This is a genomic window from Rhodoferax sp. GW821-FHT10B06, from assembly GCF_059415605.1.
The window spans coordinates 114,489-133,423 of sequence record NZ_JBWKNO010000001.1 but is presented as its reverse complement, the minus strand read 5'-3'; the positions used below and the strand labels follow the sequence as shown (position 1 = coordinate 133,423).

General features: G+C 62.4%; 13 protein-coding genes. 6 read left to right on the top strand and 7 right to left on the bottom strand.

Going from position 1 to position 18,935, the window contains the following annotated elements; all coding sequences use genetic code 11:
* Positions 1 to 26 precede the first annotated feature (26 nt).
* From AC07O2_RS00605 to thiD, 3 genes are all read right to left on the bottom strand, one after another.
* Positions 27 to 659: a glycine zipper 2TM domain-containing protein gene (locus AC07O2_RS00605; RefSeq protein WP_495073802.1), complete on the bottom strand. Its 633-nt coding sequence runs from the start codon at positions 657 to 659 to the stop codon at positions 27 to 29.
* Positions 660 to 780: 121 nt separating this feature from the next.
* The gene (gene hemL / locus AC07O2_RS00600) at positions 781 to 2,082 is read right to left on the bottom strand and encodes a glutamate-1-semialdehyde 2,1-aminomutase (RefSeq protein ID WP_495073801.1); all 1,302 of its coding nucleotides are present in this window, start codon (positions 2,080 to 2,082) and stop codon (positions 781 to 783) included.
* A 43-nt stretch (positions 2,083 to 2,125) separates the two neighbouring features.
* On the bottom strand, positions 2,126 to 3,097 hold the full coding sequence (thiD, locus tag AC07O2_RS00595; RefSeq protein WP_495073800.1) for a bifunctional hydroxymethylpyrimidine kinase/phosphomethylpyrimidine kinase: 972 nt from the start codon (positions 3,095 to 3,097) through the stop codon (positions 2,126 to 2,128).
* 116 nt (positions 3,098 to 3,213) lie between these two features.
* Between thiD and AC07O2_RS00590 the strand changes: the two genes are divergently transcribed.
* The 6 genes from AC07O2_RS00590 to AC07O2_RS00565 all read left to right on the top strand — a co-directional run bounded on the left by AC07O2_RS00590 (position 3,214) and on the right by AC07O2_RS00565 (position 12,802).
* A complete protein-coding gene (locus tag AC07O2_RS00590) occupies positions 3,214 to 3,366 on the top strand; it encodes a rubredoxin (RefSeq protein ID WP_495074214.1) in 153 nt (50 codons plus the stop codon).
* 48 nt (positions 3,367 to 3,414) lie between these two features.
* The gene (locus AC07O2_RS00585; protein ID WP_495073799.1) at positions 3,415 to 3,813 is read left to right on the top strand and encodes a response regulator; all 399 of its coding nucleotides are present in this window, start codon (positions 3,415 to 3,417) and stop codon (positions 3,811 to 3,813) included.
* Positions 3,813 to 4,178 (top strand): response regulator, encoded by a 366-nt coding sequence (locus AC07O2_RS00580; RefSeq protein WP_495073798.1) that lies wholly within the window; start codon positions 3,813 to 3,815, stop codon positions 4,176 to 4,178. Before AC07O2_RS00585 ends, AC07O2_RS00580 begins: the two co-directional genes overlap by 1 nt.
* A gap of 12 nt (positions 4,179 to 4,190) precedes the next feature.
* Entirely contained in the window at positions 4,191 to 4,721 is a 531-nt protein-coding gene (locus tag AC07O2_RS00575; protein WP_495073797.1) for a chemotaxis protein CheW, read from the top strand.
* A gap of 78 nt (positions 4,722 to 4,799) precedes the next feature.
* A complete protein-coding gene (locus AC07O2_RS00570; RefSeq protein WP_495074213.1) occupies positions 4,800 to 6,986 on the top strand; it encodes a methyl-accepting chemotaxis protein in 2,187 nt (728 codons plus the stop codon).
* A 41-nt stretch (positions 6,987 to 7,027) separates the two neighbouring features.
* Positions 7,028 to 12,802, top strand: a complete 5,775-nt coding sequence (locus AC07O2_RS00565) for a hybrid sensor histidine kinase/response regulator (protein ID WP_495073796.1) — start codon at positions 7,028 to 7,030, stop codon at positions 12,800 to 12,802.
* A gap of 90 nt (positions 12,803 to 12,892) precedes the next feature.
* Here the strand turns inward: AC07O2_RS00565 and AC07O2_RS00560 are convergent, their stop codons facing one another.
* The 4 genes from AC07O2_RS00560 to betB are packed head-to-tail and all read right to left on the bottom strand — an operon-like array spanning position 12,893 to position 18,934.
* Positions 12,893 to 14,395 (bottom strand): cryptochrome/photolyase family protein, encoded by a 1,503-nt coding sequence (locus AC07O2_RS00560; protein WP_495073795.1) that lies wholly within the window; start codon positions 14,393 to 14,395, stop codon positions 12,893 to 12,895.
* Positions 14,389 to 15,780 carry an L-serine ammonia-lyase gene (locus tag AC07O2_RS00555; RefSeq protein ID WP_495073794.1) on the bottom strand — a complete coding sequence of 464 codons (1,392 nt, stop codon included), beginning with the start codon at positions 15,778 to 15,780 and terminating at the stop codon, positions 14,389 to 14,391. Before AC07O2_RS00555 ends, AC07O2_RS00560 begins: the two co-directional genes overlap by 7 nt.
* Before the next feature lie 19 nt (positions 15,781 to 15,799).
* A complete protein-coding gene (gene betA / locus AC07O2_RS00550) occupies positions 15,800 to 17,470 on the bottom strand; it encodes a choline dehydrogenase (RefSeq protein WP_495073793.1) in 1,671 nt (556 codons plus the stop codon).
* A 3-nt stretch (positions 17,471 to 17,473) separates the two neighbouring features.
* On the bottom strand, positions 17,474 to 18,934 hold the full coding sequence (betB, locus tag AC07O2_RS00545) for a betaine-aldehyde dehydrogenase (protein WP_495073792.1): 1,461 nt from the start codon (positions 18,932 to 18,934) through the stop codon (positions 17,474 to 17,476).
* Position 18,935 lies beyond the last annotated feature (1 nt).

Below are 18,935 nucleotides of genomic sequence, written 5' to 3'. Positions count from 1 at the left end.
GTCCTTAAAGGGGTGGGGTTATGGGTTTAGCGCCAGTGGCGGTAGCCGCTGGAGTAGCCGAAATTCAACTCGACACCGATGGGGGCTGGCCGATAGTAAGGCTGGGTCACGACCACCGGGGCGGTGACATAGGTCGGAGTGGCCTGGTAGTAGTCACCGGAGATGGTTTGCACCGGCGCCTGCACGGGAGCGCTATTGCCCACCGGTGATACCTGTACCGCAATGCTGGCGCCAGGGTCGGTGGCCGTGGTGGTGGTGTACTGCCTGCCCGCGTATTCGTAAACCACGTTGTAGCCTACAGTGCGGTTTTCATAAAAAGTCTGGGTGTTGCAGCTCTGCACATTCTGGATTTGCGTAGGGCCGGGGCTTTCGATGCGGTCACCCAGGATGGCACCGCCAAAAATGCCCAGCATGGTCGCCGCCGCACGGCCGCTGCCGCCGCCGATGGCATTGCCCACCGCGCCGCCAGCAATGCCGCCCATCAATGCGCCCGCACCCGAGCGCTGTGGTTCTACCGCCACCTGCTGGTTGCTGCACACCTGGCGCGGCACGCTGAACTGCTGCACGATGGGCGTGGATGAGAGAACTCGCCCGGTTTCCTGGGCGAAGGAAAGGCCGCTGACCAAGGTCAGGGCGCCGAGTAGTAGAGCTTTTTTCATCATGTAGCTATGACGCGCGACCCCCCTGCGGGGTTTCAGGCTTTACGCAAGAGTTTCAAATTTTTGCAAACGGGTTTTGTATAAAAAGTGGCCCTGACGCAGGTTGTACCTGCGCTGGTAGCTATGCTTTTGATAGTTCCTTGAAAACCGCCTGCGCGGCTGCCACGGTGGTCTGGATGTCGTCCGCCGTATGTGCGCTGCTGACGAAACCGGCCTCATACAGCGCCGGGGCGATATACACGCCGCGGTCCAGCAGGCCGTGGAACAGCTGGTTGAAGCGCGGGCTGCTGGTTTTCATGACCTGTGGGTAGTTCTGCGGCAACTGGTCGAGCAGGAAGAAGCCGAACATGCCGCCTTCGGAGTCGCCACAGAAGGCCACGCCCTCGGCATCGGCCGCCGCCTGCAGGCCACTGACCAGGCTGCGGGTGGAGGCCCCCAGGGCCTCGTAAAACCCGGGTTTGCGGATCTCGCGCAGCGTCGCCAGCCCGCAGGCCGTGGCCACCGGGTTGCCTGACAGCGTGCCGGCCTGGTAGACCGCGCCCAGCGGCGCCAGGTGTTCCATCACCGCACGTGAGCCACCAAAAGCCGCCAGCGGCATGCCGCCGCCAATTACCTTGCCCAGCACTGTCATGTCGGGGGCAAAGCCGGGGATGTGCTTGGCGTAGACGCTTTGCGCACTGCCCAGGGCCACGCGGAAGCCGGTCATCACCTCGTCCAGCACCAGCAGGGCGCCGTACTGGGTGCACAGCTCGCGGCAGCGCCGCATGAAGGGTACGCTGGCGCGCACGAAGTTCATATTGCCGGCGATGGGTTCGATCATCAGGCAGGCGATGTCCTTGCCGTGCAGAGCAAAGGCTTCTTCGATCTGGGCCAGGTTGTTGTATTCCAGCACCAGGGTGTGCTGCACCACTTCGGGCGGCACACCGGCGCTGGTGGCGCTGCCAAAGGTGGCCAGACCCGAGCCAGCTTTGACCAGTAGCGCGTCGGCATGGCCGTGGTAGCAGCCTTCGAACTTGATGATTTTGTTGCGGCCGGTGGCGCCGCGCGCCAGGCGGATGGTGCTCATCGCCGCTTCGGTGCCCGAGCTGACTAGGCGCAGCATCTCCATCGACGGCACCAGGGACAAAATTTCTTCGGCCAGCTCGACCTCGCGCTCGGTGGGCGCGCCGAAAGAGAAACCCTCCAACATGGCCTTTTGAACGGCCTCGACGACCGCCGGATGGCCGTGGCCCAGGATCATCGGGCCCCAGGAGCCGATGTAGTCGGTATAGCGCTGGCCGTTGGCGTCCCAGAAGTAGGCGCCCTGGGCGCGCTGCACAAAGCGCGGCGTGCCGCCCACGGCCTTGAAGGCGCGCACGGGGGAGTTCACGCCGCCGGGGATGACTTTCTGGGCACGGGCAAACAGTTGTTCGTTGTGGTTCATATGCGATTCCTCAAGTGCACACCCCGCAGCGGGTGTGCCGGCATCAATGCCGCGTGTCGTTGTTGGGGGGGATGTCCAGCGCGGCAATGGCGCGCAGGGTGTCGTCGTCGATCTCGGGGCCCTCACCGCCTTCTTCCCCATCTTCTTCGGGCTGGGCCCAGAACATGCGGTCGGGCAGGATGTGGCCCATGCCGGGGCGGAAGCCACCGTCCAGGCAGCGGTCCAGATAGCTCAGGGCTTCATGGGTGGCTTCGGGGAGCTCGCTGCCGCTGGCCAGCAGGGCTGCCAGCGCGGCCGACAGTGTTTCGCCCGCGCCGGTGAACACGGCTTCAAACAGCTCGAACTTCTCGCTGGCCACCACGGACTGCGGGCTGGTCAGCACGTTTTCCACATGCTGGTCGGGCAGCGGCATGCCGGTTACCAGGGTGTAGGCCACGCCCATGGCGGCGGCGGCCTTAGCGATGTCACGTGGGCTGGGGTTGCGGTCGTTGTCCCAATCGGGCAGCAGCCAGCGGCGCAATGTGCTGTGGTTGCCCACCAGCACGGTGGTCTGGGGTAGCAGTAGTTCGCGGAAGGCGTCCAGGTATTCCTCGATCTTGTCTTCGTCCCACCACGACAGGTTGGGCATGTAGGCGATGACCGGTACCTCGGCATAGTCGGAGGTGATCTCGGCAATCGCGCTGATGTTTTCCGGGCTGCCCACAAAGCCGATCTTGAACACCTGGACCTCGATATCTTCCAGCACCGCACGGGCCTGTTCGGTGACGGCTTCTTCGTCGAAGCAGAAATGGTCAAAAATCTCGCCGGTATCGCGGGTGTAGGCACCGGTGACCACGGGCAAGGCATGGGCGCCCACCGAGGCCATGGCCGTGGTGTCGGCCGGCAAGCCGGCTGCGCCGGTAGGGTCGCTGGCGTTGAAGACCATCACGCAGGCCGGGCCGGCGAGATCGTCTACTGCGTCTTCGGCGTCGTCAGCAGGTTCGGTGGTGGGGGAAGGGGGAGAAGTTGCGTTCATGGAGCCTAATTTGACGTGGGGCGCGAGCAAACTGGCAAGGCCATCATAATGCGTAGATACAATCCGTTTCATTCTATTCGAAGGCCCTTTAAGTTGTGACTGAAGCTACTACCTGGATGTGTTTGATTTGTGGATGGATTTACGATGAGGCCACAGGCTCACCGGAGCATGGTATTGAACCAGGAACTCCCTGGGCAAAAGTACCCATGAACTGGACCTGCCCAGAGTGTGGCGCGCGTAAAGAAGATTTCGAAATGGTTCAACTTTGACCCGCAGCGACTATTCGTTTTGCGAGTTCCTCACAGGAGTGCGATGACGTGAGTACGACAGCCTCAAGCTTCAAGGTGCTGGTGGTGGACGACAGCAATACGATACGTCGCAGCGCGGAGATCTTCCTCAAGCAGGGCGGTCACGAAGTGCTGCTCGCGGAAGATGGCTTTGATGCCCTCTCCAAAATCAACGACCATGTGCCGCAACTGATTTTTTGCGACATTTTGATGCCCAAGCTGGACGGTTACCAGACCTGTGCGATTATCAAGCGCAACCCGAAGTTCGCCGCTATCCCTGTGGTCATGCTGTCTTCCAAGGATGGTGTGTTCGACAAGGCCAGGGGCCGCATGGTGGGTTCGCAGGACTACCTGACCAAACCGTTTACCAAAGACCAACTGCTGCAAGCGGTACAGCAGTTTGGCATTGCAGTGCAAGGAGCTGATTGATGGCCATCCACCATGTGTTGATCGTGGACGATTCCAAAACCGAGTTGATGTACCTGACCGATTTGCTGCAGAAGATGGGCATGTCGGTGCGGACCGCTGAAAACGCTGAAGACGCGTTCCGGCGTCTGGCGGAACAAAAACCGGATCTGATCCTGATGGATGTGGTGATGCCAGGGCAAAACGGCTTCCAGCTGACCCGTACCATCAGCCGCACGCCTGAATATGCCGATGTGCCCATCATCATGTGTACCAGCAAGAACCAGGAAACCGACCGGGTTTGGGGGCTGCGCCAAGGTGCCCGTGACTACATCACCAAGCCGGTCGACGCCAATGAGCTGAAGGCCAAGATACGCGCTTTGGCCTAGGCCCCAGTACCTATGGCGAACCGTGAAGCCCTGAGAGAGCTACAAACCCGGCTAGCGTCCCGGTTGCAGGCGGCACGCAGTGAAGGTACTGCGGTGCGATGGTTGGCGGTAGAGGTTGGTGGCAGCCACTGCCTGTTCCCGCTGGCCCAGTGCGGCGAAATCTTCCCCTGGACCCCTGTCCAGCCTGCGGCTTATACCCAGCCCTGGTTTCTGGGCGTGGCTAATTTGCGTGGTGGCTTGTTCGGCGTGGTCGACTTTGCTCGATTTATGGCAGACGTAGTGCCCTCCGCACGCACCGATACGCCCTTGTCCGAGTGCAGCCTGTTGTCTTTGAATGCCGGCATGGATGTGAACTGTGCCTTGCTGGTCAGCCAGTTGTCCGGCTTGCGCGGGCCGGAGTCATTTACCGCGTCACAAGCACCTCCAGCCGATGCCCCTGCGTATTTCGGTCGTGTCTATACGGACGCGGCGGGACTGGCCTGGCAGGAGGTGAACCTGCTCGCGTTGTCCCAACTTCCTTCTTTTCTGAGCATTGGTGCTTAGGTTTTTCCAGAAAGCTGCGCTATGTCCGTTGTAGATCCTCAAACTCAGCCCCTCACGCAACACTCGGATTTTTCGGAGATGGATACGGTAGCGCAACCGCACGAAGCCGAGCCCGAACCAGTCTCCAAGGCGGCCCCTGATTCCCAGCAGGCTGCATATGGTGAAAGCCGATTTGTCGGTACGACTTCCCAGGATGCACAAGATACCCGGGTGACTTTGCCTTTGCTGGGGCGGCGTGCGGTGAATGCGCATCAGCGCATCCTGGCGTTGCTGCTGGTGGTGTCCTTGGCGGTGTTTGCGTCAGCGGCCGGTTATGCGGTGTGGCGCTCCAATAACGTGGCACAACAGTTGGGGGACGTGGGTACGGCGCTCATGCAGTCTCAGCGCTTGGCCAAAGCTGTTTCGCAGGCTTTGGTTGGTAGCGCATCGGCTTTTCCTGACGTCGCAGAAAGCTCTGCCTCGTTGGCAGAGGAAACGCATAGCTTTCAGTTTGGCGGTGACGATGTCGCGGCGATGGATGCTGCATTGCAGACGGATGTCGCGGAAATCAAACCGATCGTAGACCGTGCAACTAAAAATGCTGCCACCGTCATGGCGCAGCAAAAGATTTTGACCCAGGTGGGTAGCGCCTTGCGCACGATCAATCGCCAATCTTCGGATCTGCTGGAGATTGCCGAAACCATCGCGTCTTTCAAATTGCAACAAGCCGCTTCTCCTGCTGAGATTTCCGCAACGGGCCAGTTGGTGATGCTGACCCAGCGAATCGGCAAGTCGGCCAATGAATTCCAGACCATGGACGGCGTGAGCCCGGAGGCCGTGTTCTTGCTGGGTAAAGATTTGAACTCGTTCAAGGAAATTACCCAGGGCTTGAAGGACGGCAGCCCTGAGCTGCACCTGGCAGCCGCCAAGGATTCGGCCACGCGGGAGCGGTTGGATGCCTTGCTCAAGCTGTACGACGAAACCCGGGCCCAGGCTGGCGCGATTCTGGGGAACTTGCAGGGGCTGGTGTCGGCTCGTGAAGCAGAGGTTTCCATTGGTGCAGACAGTGAGCCCTTGCGCCGCAAGCTGGAAGCCCTACAGGGCAAGTTGTCGGACCGTACCGGTCTGCCAGCGGTAGTTATTGGCCTGCTGCTCTTGTCGGTGCTGCTGGCGTTCCTCAGTGCTGCGGGGCTGGTGAAGCTGCAGTTGCAGGAAAGTCGCCAGCGCCAAGCATTTGCCGAGCGTGAGCGTATCGATGCGGAGCTGTCGCAACGTGAAACCAAGCGTTTGAACGACGCCAACCAGGCCGCAATTTTGCGTTTGATGAATGAGTTGCAAACTGTGGCGGAAGGCGATCTGACACAACAGGCCACCGTGACGGAAGACATTACCGGAGCCATCGCCGATTCGGTGAACTACACGGTGGAAGAGCTGCGCGCACTGGTAGGTAGCGTGCAGAACACGGCCACCCAGGTGGCGCACACGACGTCCCAGGTGGACAGCACCTCGACCGAGCTGCTGGCAGCCTCAACGGAGCAGTTGCGCGAGATCCGTGAAACCGGTCTGTCCGTGCTGGAAATGGCGTCGCGCATCAATGAGGTGTCCACCCAGGCGCAGGAATCCGCCACAGTGGCGCGTCAGTCCCTGCAAGCGGCCGACTCGGGCCTGCAAGCGGTGCAGAACGCCATCGGTGGTATGAATGCCATCCGTGACCAGATCCAGGAAACCTCCAAGCGCATCAAGCGCCTGGGCGAGTCGTCGCAGGAGATTGGTGAAATCACCGAGCTGATTTCCGACATTACCGAACAGACCAACGTGCTGGCCTTGAACGCCGCCATCCAGGCCGCGTCTGCCGGTGAAGCCGGTCGCGGCTTCTCTGTGGTGGCCGAAGAAGTGCAGCGCCTGGCCGAGCGCTCTGCCGACGCGACACGCCAGATTGCGGCATTGGTGAAAGCGATTCAGACCGATACCCATGACGCTGTGGGCGCCATGGAGCGTTCGACCCAGGGTGTGGTGGCTGGAGCCCAACTGTCGGACAACGCCGGTACGGCCCTGACCGAGATCGACCGCGTGTCGCGTCGACTGGCTGAGCTGATCGAGCAGATTTCCCTGGCCACGTCGCGTGAAGCCGAAAAGGCCAACGTGGTGGCCGACAACATCCAGCATATTTTTGCGGTGACGGAGCAGACCGGTGAGGGGACGCGCAGCACGGCCACGCAGGTGCGTGAGCTTTCCCATATGGCTGAAGAGTTGCGCCAGTCGGTTGCGCGATTCAAAATCGTTTGATCGGTTCTGCGTTGTCGCGCATTGCTGCTAGGGACATTTCTATGCAAGCCATTGAATCCACGGCTGTTGACTCGACCGAGCAGGACTTGGGGCCGTTGGCCTGGGTGCTCGATGAACTGCGCAAAACACTGGAAGTCGCTGTCAAGAGTTTGCGGCGTTACGTGCGTGAAACGGAAGCTGCGCAGGGGGCTGCATTTGTGCTGCCCGATAGCAGCCGTTTGACCACGGCACGCCAGCAATTGCACCTGACTGTCGGTGCACTGGAGATGGTGGGCATGACGCCGCCGTCCCTGGTGCTGCAGGCCATGGAGGCTGCAGCGGTGCGATTTATCGAGAACCCCAATCTGTGCAACGAGGACGCTGTCGGCAAGATTGAGCGCGCCAGCTTTGCACTTGTCGATTACCTGGAAGGCGTGCTGGCGGGCAAACCGGTGTCGTCCGTAGGCCTGTTTCCTCAGTACCGCGAGGTGCAGGCCTTGGCGGGTGTGAACCAGGTCCATCCGGCTGATCTGTGGCCGATGGAGGCCCATTGGCGGGATATCCCTGCGGCCGTGCCGGTGGTGCCGATCGCCTATTCGCCCGCGCTGCGTGCGCGGCTGGACCAGCATGTTTTGAAGGTGGTGAAGACTGGCGACCCAGCAGCTGCGCAGGCGCTGGTCGCCATCTGCCTGGGCTGTGCTGCGGCGCAGAGCCGACATCCTGATCGTGCGTTCTGGACGATTGCTGCTGCTTATTTTGAAGCCCTGTCCTTGGGCTTGTTTCCTTCGGACGTCTATTCCAAGCGCATTGCGTCCCGGGTGTTGACCCAGTATGCCGCCCTGGCGCGCGGTGATACGCAGATTCCACCGCGCCTGGCGCAGGACATGCTGTTTTTTTGCGCGCAGACCGTGCCGGTGCGCAGCTCGGATGCACCCACCCTGACGGCGGTGCGTCAGGCCTATGGGTTGCAGCGGCATGCTCCCATTGATTACGAGGTCCGGCAGTTCGGTCGGTTCGATCCGGCTTTGCTGGCACAAGCGCGCAAGCGCCTTGCCGCTGCCGCAGAGACCTGGTCAGCCCTGGCCGGTGGTGATGTCCATCGTTTCAAGCCTGCGCTAGACCAGTTCACCATGGTGGGTGAATCCCTGTCCAAGTTGCACCCTGGCAGTACGGTGCTGGCGCAAGCCCTGGTTCAGGCCGTGGAAGCCACGGTGCGCTCCAAGGTGCCACCTTCTGCCGCTTTGGGCATGGAGGTGGCGACGGCTGTGCTGTATCTGGAGGCTGCGTTCGAGGAGCTGGACCAGGCCGATGAGCAACTGGCCGAGCGTGCCAGCGTGTTGGCGCAGCGCCTGGCCGATGTAGAGCGAGGCCAGCAACCACAGCCCCTGGCGGGCTGGATGGAGGAGTTGTACCACCGCGTGAGCGATCGCCAAAGTATTGGTAGCGTGGTGGACGAGCTGCGTAGCACCCTGACCGAGGTCGAGCAGTCACTTGATCAGTTCTTCCGCACGCCGCGCGAGAAAGTGCCTTTGGCCAAGGTCGCCAACCAGTTGTCGCAGATGCGCGGCGTCTTGTCGGTGCTCGGTCTGGACCAGGCTTCCCACGCCGTGATGCGTATGCGCGAAGTGGTGGACGGCTATATGTCCGATGATGAACAGGACGCGCAAGAGCGCGCGGCCAGCTTCGACCGCCTGGGAAATAGCCTGGGGGCCTTGGGCTTCATGATCGACATGCTGGGTTACCAGCGCGCCTTGGCCAAGAAATTGTTTGTGTACGACGAAGAGGCCGGTGAGTTCAAGTTGCTGGTCGGGCGCAGCCCGGTACCAGCGCATGAAACCGTGCAAGTGCCCTTCATGGACTCCATGTTGGACCAACCGCTGGATCTGGAACTGGGCGTTGCTGAGTCATTCGAGAGCACCGAGCTAGCTCCTTTGACGGAGGCCGCCGGAGTTGACCAGGAGCTGGATTTCTTCGCCATAACCGAGCCCATGCCGCTTGAGTCGTCGGAGCCTGCCCCTGTCGAGTCATTGGACGTGTTCAGCATGGACGAGCCAATGCTGGAATTTTTGCCACTCGACGAGGTGGTCACCAGCGCACCCGAGCCTGCAGCGGAGCCGATGGCAGCGCCAACATCCGCTGTCGCAGAGCCCTTGCCCGCGCAAGAGGATGACGAAGCTGAGTTACAAGACATCTTCCTGGAAGAGGCCCGAGAGGTGGTGCAGGCGGGCCTGGAGTCGCTAGACACGCTGGCCGTCGAACCGGTGGACATGGCGGCCCAAACTTCCTTGCGCCGTGCTTTCCATACCCTGAAGGGCAGCGCGCGCATGGTCGGCTTGGCCGAATTCGGCGAGGCAGCCTGGGCGATGGAACAGCTCATCAACAGCTGGCTGGCCGAACAAACGCCGGCCACTGCGGCACTACAAACCTTGTCGCGCCAGGCTTTGCAGGCATTTGGTCGCTGGGCTGACGACATCGCTGCGGGCGCTGCTGAGCCCTGGACGGCGCAGCCTTTCCGCGCCTCGGCCGATGCCCTGCGTCTGGAGCTACGCAGCTTGCCACTGGCCGTACCGCATTCCGCATCTGCTGTGACTGCGCTGGAAGAGCCGGCTGTGCTGGACGTACCAGAGCCGCAGACTGAAATTCTGGATGTACCGCAGGACGAGCCCCTTGTTGCAAATCTGCTGGAAGACGAGCCCGTGCCAGCACCGTCTGCCGAACTACCCGATGCCACCGTGGTAGAAGAACTGTCCTTGGCATCTGCAGAACCGCATGCAGAACCCGAGCCGGAGGTAGATGACAACACCAAGGTCATCGGCAGCTTGCGTATAGGCATTCCGCTGTACAACGTGTACCTCAACGAGGCAGACGAATGGTCGCGGCGCTTGTTGACAGAGCTCAGCGAATGGTCGCTGGAGCTGGAGCAGCCCTTGCCCGATACCACGGTCGCGCTGGCGCATTCACTGGCGGGCAGCTCCGCAACCGTGGGCTTCCAGGCCTTGTCGCAAATGGCGCGGGCCCTGGAGTCAGCGCTGGAGCATGTGCAGCTGGAGCCCCAGGGCACGGCACAGCATGCGCAGATATTCACCGATGCGGCCGAAGACATACGCCGTTTGCTGCACCAATTCGCTGCGGGCTTCCTGAAAGAGCCCAACCCCACCGTGTTGCAGGCCCTGCGCGACTTGCTGGAAGCCGAGCCTGTTGCAGCACCCGCAACTCCGCTTGCCGAAGCAGCTCCTGAGCTGGATGATGCGGCTGCGTTGGCTTTCTTCTCCGAGTTGGAGCAGGTCGAAGAGCCTGCACCGGCTGAGGCTGTTGAGCTGGTGGTACCCCCAGAGCCAGAAGCTCCGGCGGTGGAACCAGTGCCGGAACTGCTGGAGCTGCCGCCAGAGCCTGTCGAGGCTCCCGTGTTGGATGCTACTGCAGAGTTGCCGGAAGCCGCTCCGCATGAGGTTCCGGACGATACCCAAGTGCCTGTACCGATAGACTTCCATGCGGCTATGGGTGTTCAGGTACAGGACGCCTTGGCCGATTTCGAAGACGAAATCGATGTCGAGGACGCGATTGATGCGGACTTGTTCCCAATCTTTGAAGAAGAAGCCAACGAGCTGCTGCCCCACCTGGGTGGCGCATTGCGCCAGTGGCGTGCAAGGCCGGAGAACACTGGTGCGCGCAGCGAGGTCTTGCGCGCACTGCACACGCTCAAGGGCAGTGCCCGCCTGGCTGGGGCTTTGCGTTTGGGGGAACTGGCGCATCGGCTGGAAACAGCGATAGAGCGGCTGGACGCCGACTCGCTCCAGTCCGCGCAGATCGACCCCTTGCTGTCTTATTTCGATCGGCTGCAGTTCGATCTGGATGGCCTGCGCACCCAGTACCTGCAGGCACCCAGCGCGGCTGTCGTGGCTTTGCCCGTGGCTGCTCCGACGGCGGCGGCTGCAGCTGTCGATGCCACCCAGGCGTCGGCGCCGGTGCTGGCCTTGCACACGCCCTCTTTGCCGCGACAGATGGCGCAGCAGTCCGTGCGCGTGCGTTCGCAGCTGCTGGACCGCCTGGTCAACCAGGCCGGCGAAGTCATCATTACCCGGACCCGGCTGGAGGCGCGGCTGAACCAGTTGCGCGGCTCCCTCGGCGACTTGACCGGCAACCTGGAGCGTCTGCGCACCCATTTGCGCGACATCGAGGTGCAGGCGGAATCGCAGATGCAATCGCGTCTGGCTTTGGTCAAGGATTCGGCCCAGGGCTTTGACCCGCTGGAATTCGACCGCTTCACCCGCGTGCAGGAGTTGACCCGCATGATGGCCGAGTCGGTGAACGACGTAGCCACCGTGCAGCGCAGCTTGCAGCGCACCATTGAAGGCACCGAAGATGATCTGGTTGCCCAGGCCCGCCAGGCCCGCGAGCTGCAGCGCGATCTGTTGCGCACCCGCATGGTGGAGTTTGAAGGCATTGCCGAGCGGCTGTATGCCGTGGTGCGCCAGGCCTCCAAAGAGACTGGTAAGCAGGTCAAACTGGACATTGTGGGCGGCTCCATCGAGATGGACCGGGGTGTGCTGGACCGCATGGCCCCCGCATTCGAGCATTTGTTGCGCAATGCCGTGGCCCATGGCATCGAGGCGGTGGATCTGCGCGAAGCGGCAGGCAAGCCCGCAGTCGGCTCCATCACGGTTGCGCTGACCCACGAGGGCAATGACATCTCGGTCAATTTCTCGGACGATGGTGCAGGGCTGGAGCCGGAACGCATACGCCGCAAGGCCATTGCCCAGGGGCTGCTGACCGCGGACCAGGCAGTCGATGACGCGGCTTTGACCGACTTCATCTTCATGCCGGGCTTTTCCACCGCCTCCCAGGTGACGGAGCTGGCCGGTCGCGGTATTGGTCTGGATGTGGTTCGGGCCGAGGTGCTGGCGCTGGGCGGCCGGATTGAAACCAGTTCGGTGCCCGGAGACGGCACGCAGTTCAAGCTGGTGCTGCCCTTGACCACGGCGGTGACCCAGGTGGTGATGCTGCGTGCCGGAGCGCTGTCCATCGGCGTGCCCGCCAACGTGGTGGAGCAAGTGCGCCGCATGCCACAGGCCGACTTGGCCAAAGCCTATGCCGAGCATGTCGTACCGTTTGCGGGCGAGTCGGTTCCATTTTTCTGGGCCGGCGCCTTGTTGCAGGCGTCTCAGCACAGTGTTGAACCCGCCGGCAAGAACAGTTCAGTGGTGATTTTCCGCAGTGCTGCGCAGCGCCTGGCCTTGCACGTGGATGAAGTGCTGGGTAACCAGGAAGTGGTGGTGAAGAATCTGGGGCCACAGCTCTCGCGTCTGCCCGGTTTGGCTGGTTTGTCGGTGCTGGCATCCGGCGCCGTGGTGCTGATCTACAACCCGGTGGCCTTGTCGTCGGTCTACGGCACGCAGGCGCGCCAGTGGCAAGACGATGGCGGCAAAAAGGATGCGCCCCTGGCCGTGGTGCAGCAGGTGCCTCTGGTGCTGGTGGTGGACGACTCCATCACCGTGCGCCGTGTTACCCAGCGTTTGCTGCAGCGTGAAGGCTACCGCGTCAGCCTGGCGAATGACGGCGTGCAGGCCCTGGAACGTTTGCACGAAGAGCTGCCAGCGATCGTTTTGTCAGACATCGAAATGCCGCGCATGGACGGTTTCGATCTGGCGCGCACCATCCGGGATGATGCGCAGTACAAACACCTGCCCATCGTCATGATCACTTCCCGCACGGCGGAAAAGCACCGCGAGCATGCGCAGGCCCTGGGCGTGAACCACTATCTGGGCAAGCCGTATTCGGAAGAGGAACTGCTGAGCCTGGTGCGCCGGTATACGGCGGTGGAGATCGCTCAGACTTAACGCTTGGGTGAGGTATACCTGGGGAGGTATACGCCAAACTGGCTGCCAGCGCAGGTACTACTTGCGCTGGCAGCTATTAAATAAGTAGCATCACCCTGGCAAGGCATTCGGTTTCTTGACCACCGCGTAGCGCAGCAATGTGCGCGTCCGTGCCGCGTCATGCGCCACGATGGGCTGGGGGTAGTTCTGACCCAGCACCACATCTGCCGCTTGCAATTCCATGGGTTTCGCCGTCCACGGTGCGTGGATGGCGGTGTTCGGTAGTTTGGCCAGTTGCGGCAGATAGCGGCGGATGAATTTGCCCTCGGGGTCGAACTTTTCGCTCTGGCTGGTCGGGTTGAAGATGCGGAAATAGGGCTGGGCATCGCAGCCGCTGGAGCTGGCCCACTGCCAGCCGCCGTTGTTGCTGGCCAGGTCGAAATCGTTCAGATGCTCTGCAAAGTAGCGTTCGCCCCAGCGCCAGTCCAGCCCCAGGTCTTTCACCAGGAAGTTGGCCACCACCATGCGCAGGCGGTTGTGCATATAGCCGGTCTGGTTGATCTGGGCCATGGCCGCGTCGACCAGCGGGTAGCCGGTGCGTCCCTGGCACCAGGCTTCGAACAAGGCTTTGGCCGCCTTGCCGTGCTCCCAGCCGATGTTGTCGTATTCGGGTTTGAACGCACCCTGCGCTACATGCGGGAAGTTGCTGAGTATCTGCACATAGAAGTCGCGCCAGACCAGCTCGCTGAGCCACACGCTGGCGCCATTCAGCCCCTGGAGTGACAAGGCGTGGGCTACCCTGGCCAGCTGGCGTATCGATACCGTGCCAAAGCGCAGGTGCACGCCCAGGTAGCTGGGGCCTTTGACGCTGGGAAAGTCGCGGGTGCTGCCATAGTGTTCTATGCGATCCAGGAACTCCTCGAACAGATGCTGGCCGCCGCTGGCGCCGGCAGGCAGTTTCAGTTGCCCCAGGTTGGTACGTTCAAAACCCAAGGCCGCCAGGTCAGGCACCGGCTGCGCGCAGTCTGCGGGGCGGGCAGCCAGGCTGGCGGCGTATTTTTCTACCGGGTAGGGCTTGAGGTAGAAGTCGTTCAGCTTCTTGAGCCAGGCATTCTTGTACGGCGTAAACACGCCATAAGGCCGGCCCTGCTGGGTGAGCACCTCTTTGCGCTCGAAGATCACATGGTCTTTGTAGGTGCGTAGTGCCACACCCCTATGTGCCAAAGCGCCCAGTACGGCGGCGTCGCGCGTAAGGGCCTGGGGTTCGTCGTCGTGGTTGGCAAACACCGCCTGGGCCTGTAGGGATTGGGCCAGCGCTGGAATGGCGTCTCGTGCTGCCGCATGGCGCACGATCAGGCCGGCCTGAGGTTGCAGCGCGCGCAGAGCGGCATCCAGTTCGACTACGCTGGCCTGGATGAATTCCACCCGGCGGTCGGCACGCGGCAGGCTGTCGAGTATCTCGGTATCGAAGATGAAAACGCAGTGCACCCGCTGGCAGTGTTTCAGCGCGTGGTAGAGCGCAGCGTGGTCAAAGCTGCGCAAATCCCGGCGGAACCAGACGATGCCAGTAGCGAACTCTTTGTAAGCTGTTTGTGCAGGCCCGCGTTTTAGCATTCCACGATGTTAACGGCCAAGCCGCCGCGCGAGGTTTCCTTGTACTTGGTCATCATGTCGGCGCCGGTTTCGCGCATGGTTTTGATGACCTTGTCCAGGCTCACGAAGTGGCTGCCGTCGCCGTGCAGCGCCATGCGGGCGGCGTTGATGGCCTTCACCGACGCGATCGCGTTGCGCTCTATACAGGGGATTTGCACCAGGCCGCCCACCGGGTCGCAAGTCAGGCCCAGGTGGTGTTCCATGCCGATCTCGGCGGCGTTTTCCACCTGCTCGGGTGTGCCGCCCATCACCGCACAGAGCGCGGCGGCGGCCATGGAACAGGCCACGCCCACCTCGCCCTGGCAGCCGACTTCGGCGCCCGAGATGGAGGCGTTTTCCTTGTAGAGCATGCCGATGGCGGCGGCGGTCAGCAGAAAATCGATAACGCCGCTGGGCGTGGCAGTGGCCACGAAGCGCACGTAGTAGTGCAGCACTGCGGGCACGATGCCGGCCGCGCCGTTGGTGGGCGCAGTGACGACCCGGCCACCGGCGGCGTTTTCTTCATTCACTGCCAGCGCATACAGGTTTACCCAGTCCAGCACCTGCAGCGGGTCACGCAAGGATGCTTCGGGATTGGAGCGCAGCTTGGCGGACAGTTCGGCCGCGCGGCGCTTGACCTTGAAGCCGCCGGGCAGCACGCCCTGGGTGCGGCAGCCACGTTCCACACAGGCCTGCATCACGTTCCAGATTTTGTGCAGCCCGGCGTCGATTTCGGCATCGCTGCGCCAGTGCTGCTCATTGCGGCGCATTAGTGCAGCGATGGATAGGCCAGCGCTTTTGCATTGCTGCAGTAGTTCATCGCCGCTGTGGAAGGGGTAGGGCAGCACCGTGGTGTCGGGTGCCAGCACCTTTTGCTTCTGGCCGTCTGCCGCTACCTCGTCACTGACGATAAAGCCACCACCCACCGAGTAGTAGCAGCGGTTTTGCAGCTCGACGCCATCTGCATCAAATGCAATGCAGCGCATGCCGTTGGAGTGGAATGGCAGGGTTTCGCGCCGGTACATGGCCAGATGCTCTTTTTCTTTGAACGCTATCAGGTGCCGCCCGCCCAGGCGCAGTTGGCCGCTATTGCGGATTGCGTCCAGCATGGCGGGAATAGCCTCTACGTCTACGGTCTCGGGGTCATGGCCCTCCAGGCCCAGCAGCACGGCTTTGTCGGTGCCGTGGCCCTTGCCCGTGGCACCCAGGGAGCCGTAGAGCTTGACTTCGACCCGCGTGCAACGGGCCAGCAGATCCTGGTGTACCAGCCGCTCGGTGAACAGGCGGGCAGCTCGCATGGGCCCCACGGTATGTGAGCTGCTAGGGCCGATGCCAATCTTGAAAATATCGAAAACGCTGACTGCCATGGTGGAGTTGTCTCTTGTTTTAGCGCTGCGCGCTTTGGTATTGGGGATGCACAAAGAACGGTGCATCCGAGCGTGGCAGGGCAGTTTTGCCGCGGATTGTATCGGCCATTTTTTCGGCCAGCATGATGGTGGGCGCATTCAGGTTGCCGCTGATTACGTCCGGCATGATGGACGCGTCCACCACCCGTAAACCACTCACGCCATGCACCCGGCCGCTGCCGTCGGTGACTGCCATGTCGTCTGTGCCCATGCGGCAGGTGCAGGATGGGTGGAGCGCGCTTTCCGCGTGTTCGCGGATGTGTGCGTCGATCTCGGTATCGGTCTGCACCGCGTTGGTGGGCGAGATGGCTTCGCCACGGAAACGGTCGAACGCCTTCTGTTCAAAAATCTCGCGCGTCAGGCGGATGCCGGCGCGCATTTCCTTGCGGTCCTGCTCGGTGGACATGTAGTTGAACAGGATGCGCGGCGCTTCCTTGGGGTTGGCACTTTTCAGCGTGACCGAACCGCGGCTGGTGGGGCGCATCGGCCCGACGTGCGCCTGGAAGCCGTGGAAGCTGGCCGGCGCGCTGCCGTCGTAGCTGATTGCCATGGGCAGAAAGTGGTATTGCAGATCTGGATGCTTGACGCCAGCTTCGCTGCGGATGAAACCGCCGGATTCGAAATGGTTGGTCGCCCCCAGGCCGGTGCCCAGCAGCATCCATTCGGCGCCGATCTTGGCCTTGGCCACCGGGTTCATGGCGTTGTACAGGGTGATGGGTTCCTTGCAGGCGTACTGCACATAGGTTTCCAAATGGTCCTGCAGGTTCTCGCCCACACCACGCAGCGCGGCAATCACCGGAATGCCCAGCTTGCGTAGTGCGTCGGGGTTGCCCACGCCGGAAAGCTGTAGCAGCTGCGGTGAGTTGATGGCGCCGCCGCACAAAATCACCTCGCGCTGGGCGCGCAGCAAGTCGGTCTTGTGGCCGTTGACAACCTCCACGCCGATGGCGCGCGGTGGGCTGCTCTCGGGCTCGAAGGCCACGCGGGCCACCAGGGCGCGGGTGCGCACCTGCAGATTCGGGCGCTTCAGCGCTGGGCGTAGATAGGCCATGGCGGTACTCCAGCGCCGGCCCTTGTGTACCGTCATGTCCATCGGCCCCAGGCCTTCCTGGCGGTAACCGTTCATGTCCTCGGTGCGGGCGTAGCCGGCTTGTTGCCCGGCTTCGATGAAGGCGTTGTACAGCGGGTTCACGCAGGCGCCGGTGGAGACGTGCAGCGGGCCGCTGTCGCCGCGGTAGACGTCGCCGCCCTTGGCACGGGTTTCGGCTTTGCGGAAGTAGGGCAGGCAGTCGGCGTAGGACCAGTTTTCCAGGCTCGGGTAGCTGGCCCAGCCGTCGTAGTCCAGCGCGTGACCGCGGATATAGACCATGCCGTTGATGCTGGAGGAGCCGCCCAGTACCCGGCCACGCGGGCAGTACATGGCCCGGTTGTTCATGTAGGGGTCGGGTTCGGAGTGGTAGTACCAGTTGTACTTGTCGTTGGCCAGCGGGTAGGCAAAGGCCGAGGGCATGTGGATGAAGATGCTGCGGTCGCCCGGGCCGGCTTCCAGCAGCAGCACAGTCACGTCCGGATCTTCGGTCAGGCGGTTGGCCAGCACGCAACCGGCCGAGCCGGCACCCACGATGATGTAGTCAAAGCTTTCCGTGCGCATGGTTCAACGGTATCCGCAGGCGACTTGGCCCAGTTCTACGTACACGGTTTTCAGCTGGGTGTAGTGCTCCAGCGCGACCATGCTGTTTTCATGGCCTATGCCGGATTCGCCCGCGCCGCCAAAGGGGATCTCGATGGGCGTGATGTTGTAGTTGTTGATCCAGCAGATGCCGGCTTTGAGGCTGGCCGCTACACGGTGGCCGCGTGCGCCGTCGCGGGTGAACACACCTGCGGCAAGGCCGAAGCGGGTGGCGTTGGCGCGGCGTACCACCTCGGCCTCGTCGTCAAACACCAGCACGGACATCACCGGGCCAAAGATTTCTTCCTGCACGATGGCCATGCTGTCTGTGCAGTCGGCAAAGATGGTGGGAGCTACGAAATTGCCCTGCTCGCAGCCAGGCACTGCCGCCGCGGTACCGCCGCAGACCAGGGTGGCGCCACCGGCCACACCCTGGGCGATGTAGCCCAGCACCTTGTCACGGTGGGCGGCGGAGATCAGCGCGCCGACTTCGGTATCGGGGTCGGTGGGGTTGCCCACGCGCAGCAGCAGCGTGCGTTCCTTCAGCCGTGCCAGGAACTTGTCTTGGATGCCGCGCTGTACGAAGACGCGGGTGCCGTTGGTGCAGATCTCGCCCTGGGTGTAGAAGTTGGCCATCATGGCGGCGGTCACGGCCTGTTCAAAGTCGGCGTCGTCAAACACAATCAACGGCGACTTGCCGCCCAGCTCCATGGTGACGCGCTTGAGCGTGCCGGCGGCACTGGCCATGACGCGTTTGCCCGTCGGCACCGAACCTGTCACGGAGACCTTAGCCACGTCCGGGTGCACGGCCAGCAGCGCGCCGGTGTTGCCGCGGCCTTGCAGCACGTTGAACACGCCGGGCGGTACGCCGGCTTCCAGGTAGATCTCGGCCAGCTTCACGGCCGTCATGGGCGTGAGCTCGGACGGTTTAAAAATCATAGCGTTCCCCGCAGCCAGGGCCGGCGCAGACTTCCAACAGGCTATCTGGATGGGGTAGTTCCAGGCGCCTATGCCCACGCACACGCCCAGGGGTTCGCGGCGGGTGTAGGCAAAGGCGTTCTTCAGCGGGTATTGGGCTCCGGCCAGGGTGGCGGCGGCGCCGGCAAAGTATTCGATGCAGTCGGCCCCGCTGGCCACATCGACCACGCAGGCTTCCTGCCAGGGCTTGCCGGTGTCTTGCACTTCCAACACGGCCAGTTCGTCGTTGCGTTCACGCAGCAACTGGGCCGCACGGTGCAGGATGCGGCCGCGCTCGGTGCCGGTCATGGCCGACCAGATGGCGAAGCCGCGTTGGGCGGCGGCCACGGCGGCGTTGACGTCGGCCTCGCCGCAGTCGTGCACACCCGCAATGACGGCGCCGGTAGCGGGGTTGATCGTGGTGAAGTGGTCACCACTGCCTTGTATGCTTACACCGTCGACAAAGCTGGGGATCAGGGATTCGGTCATG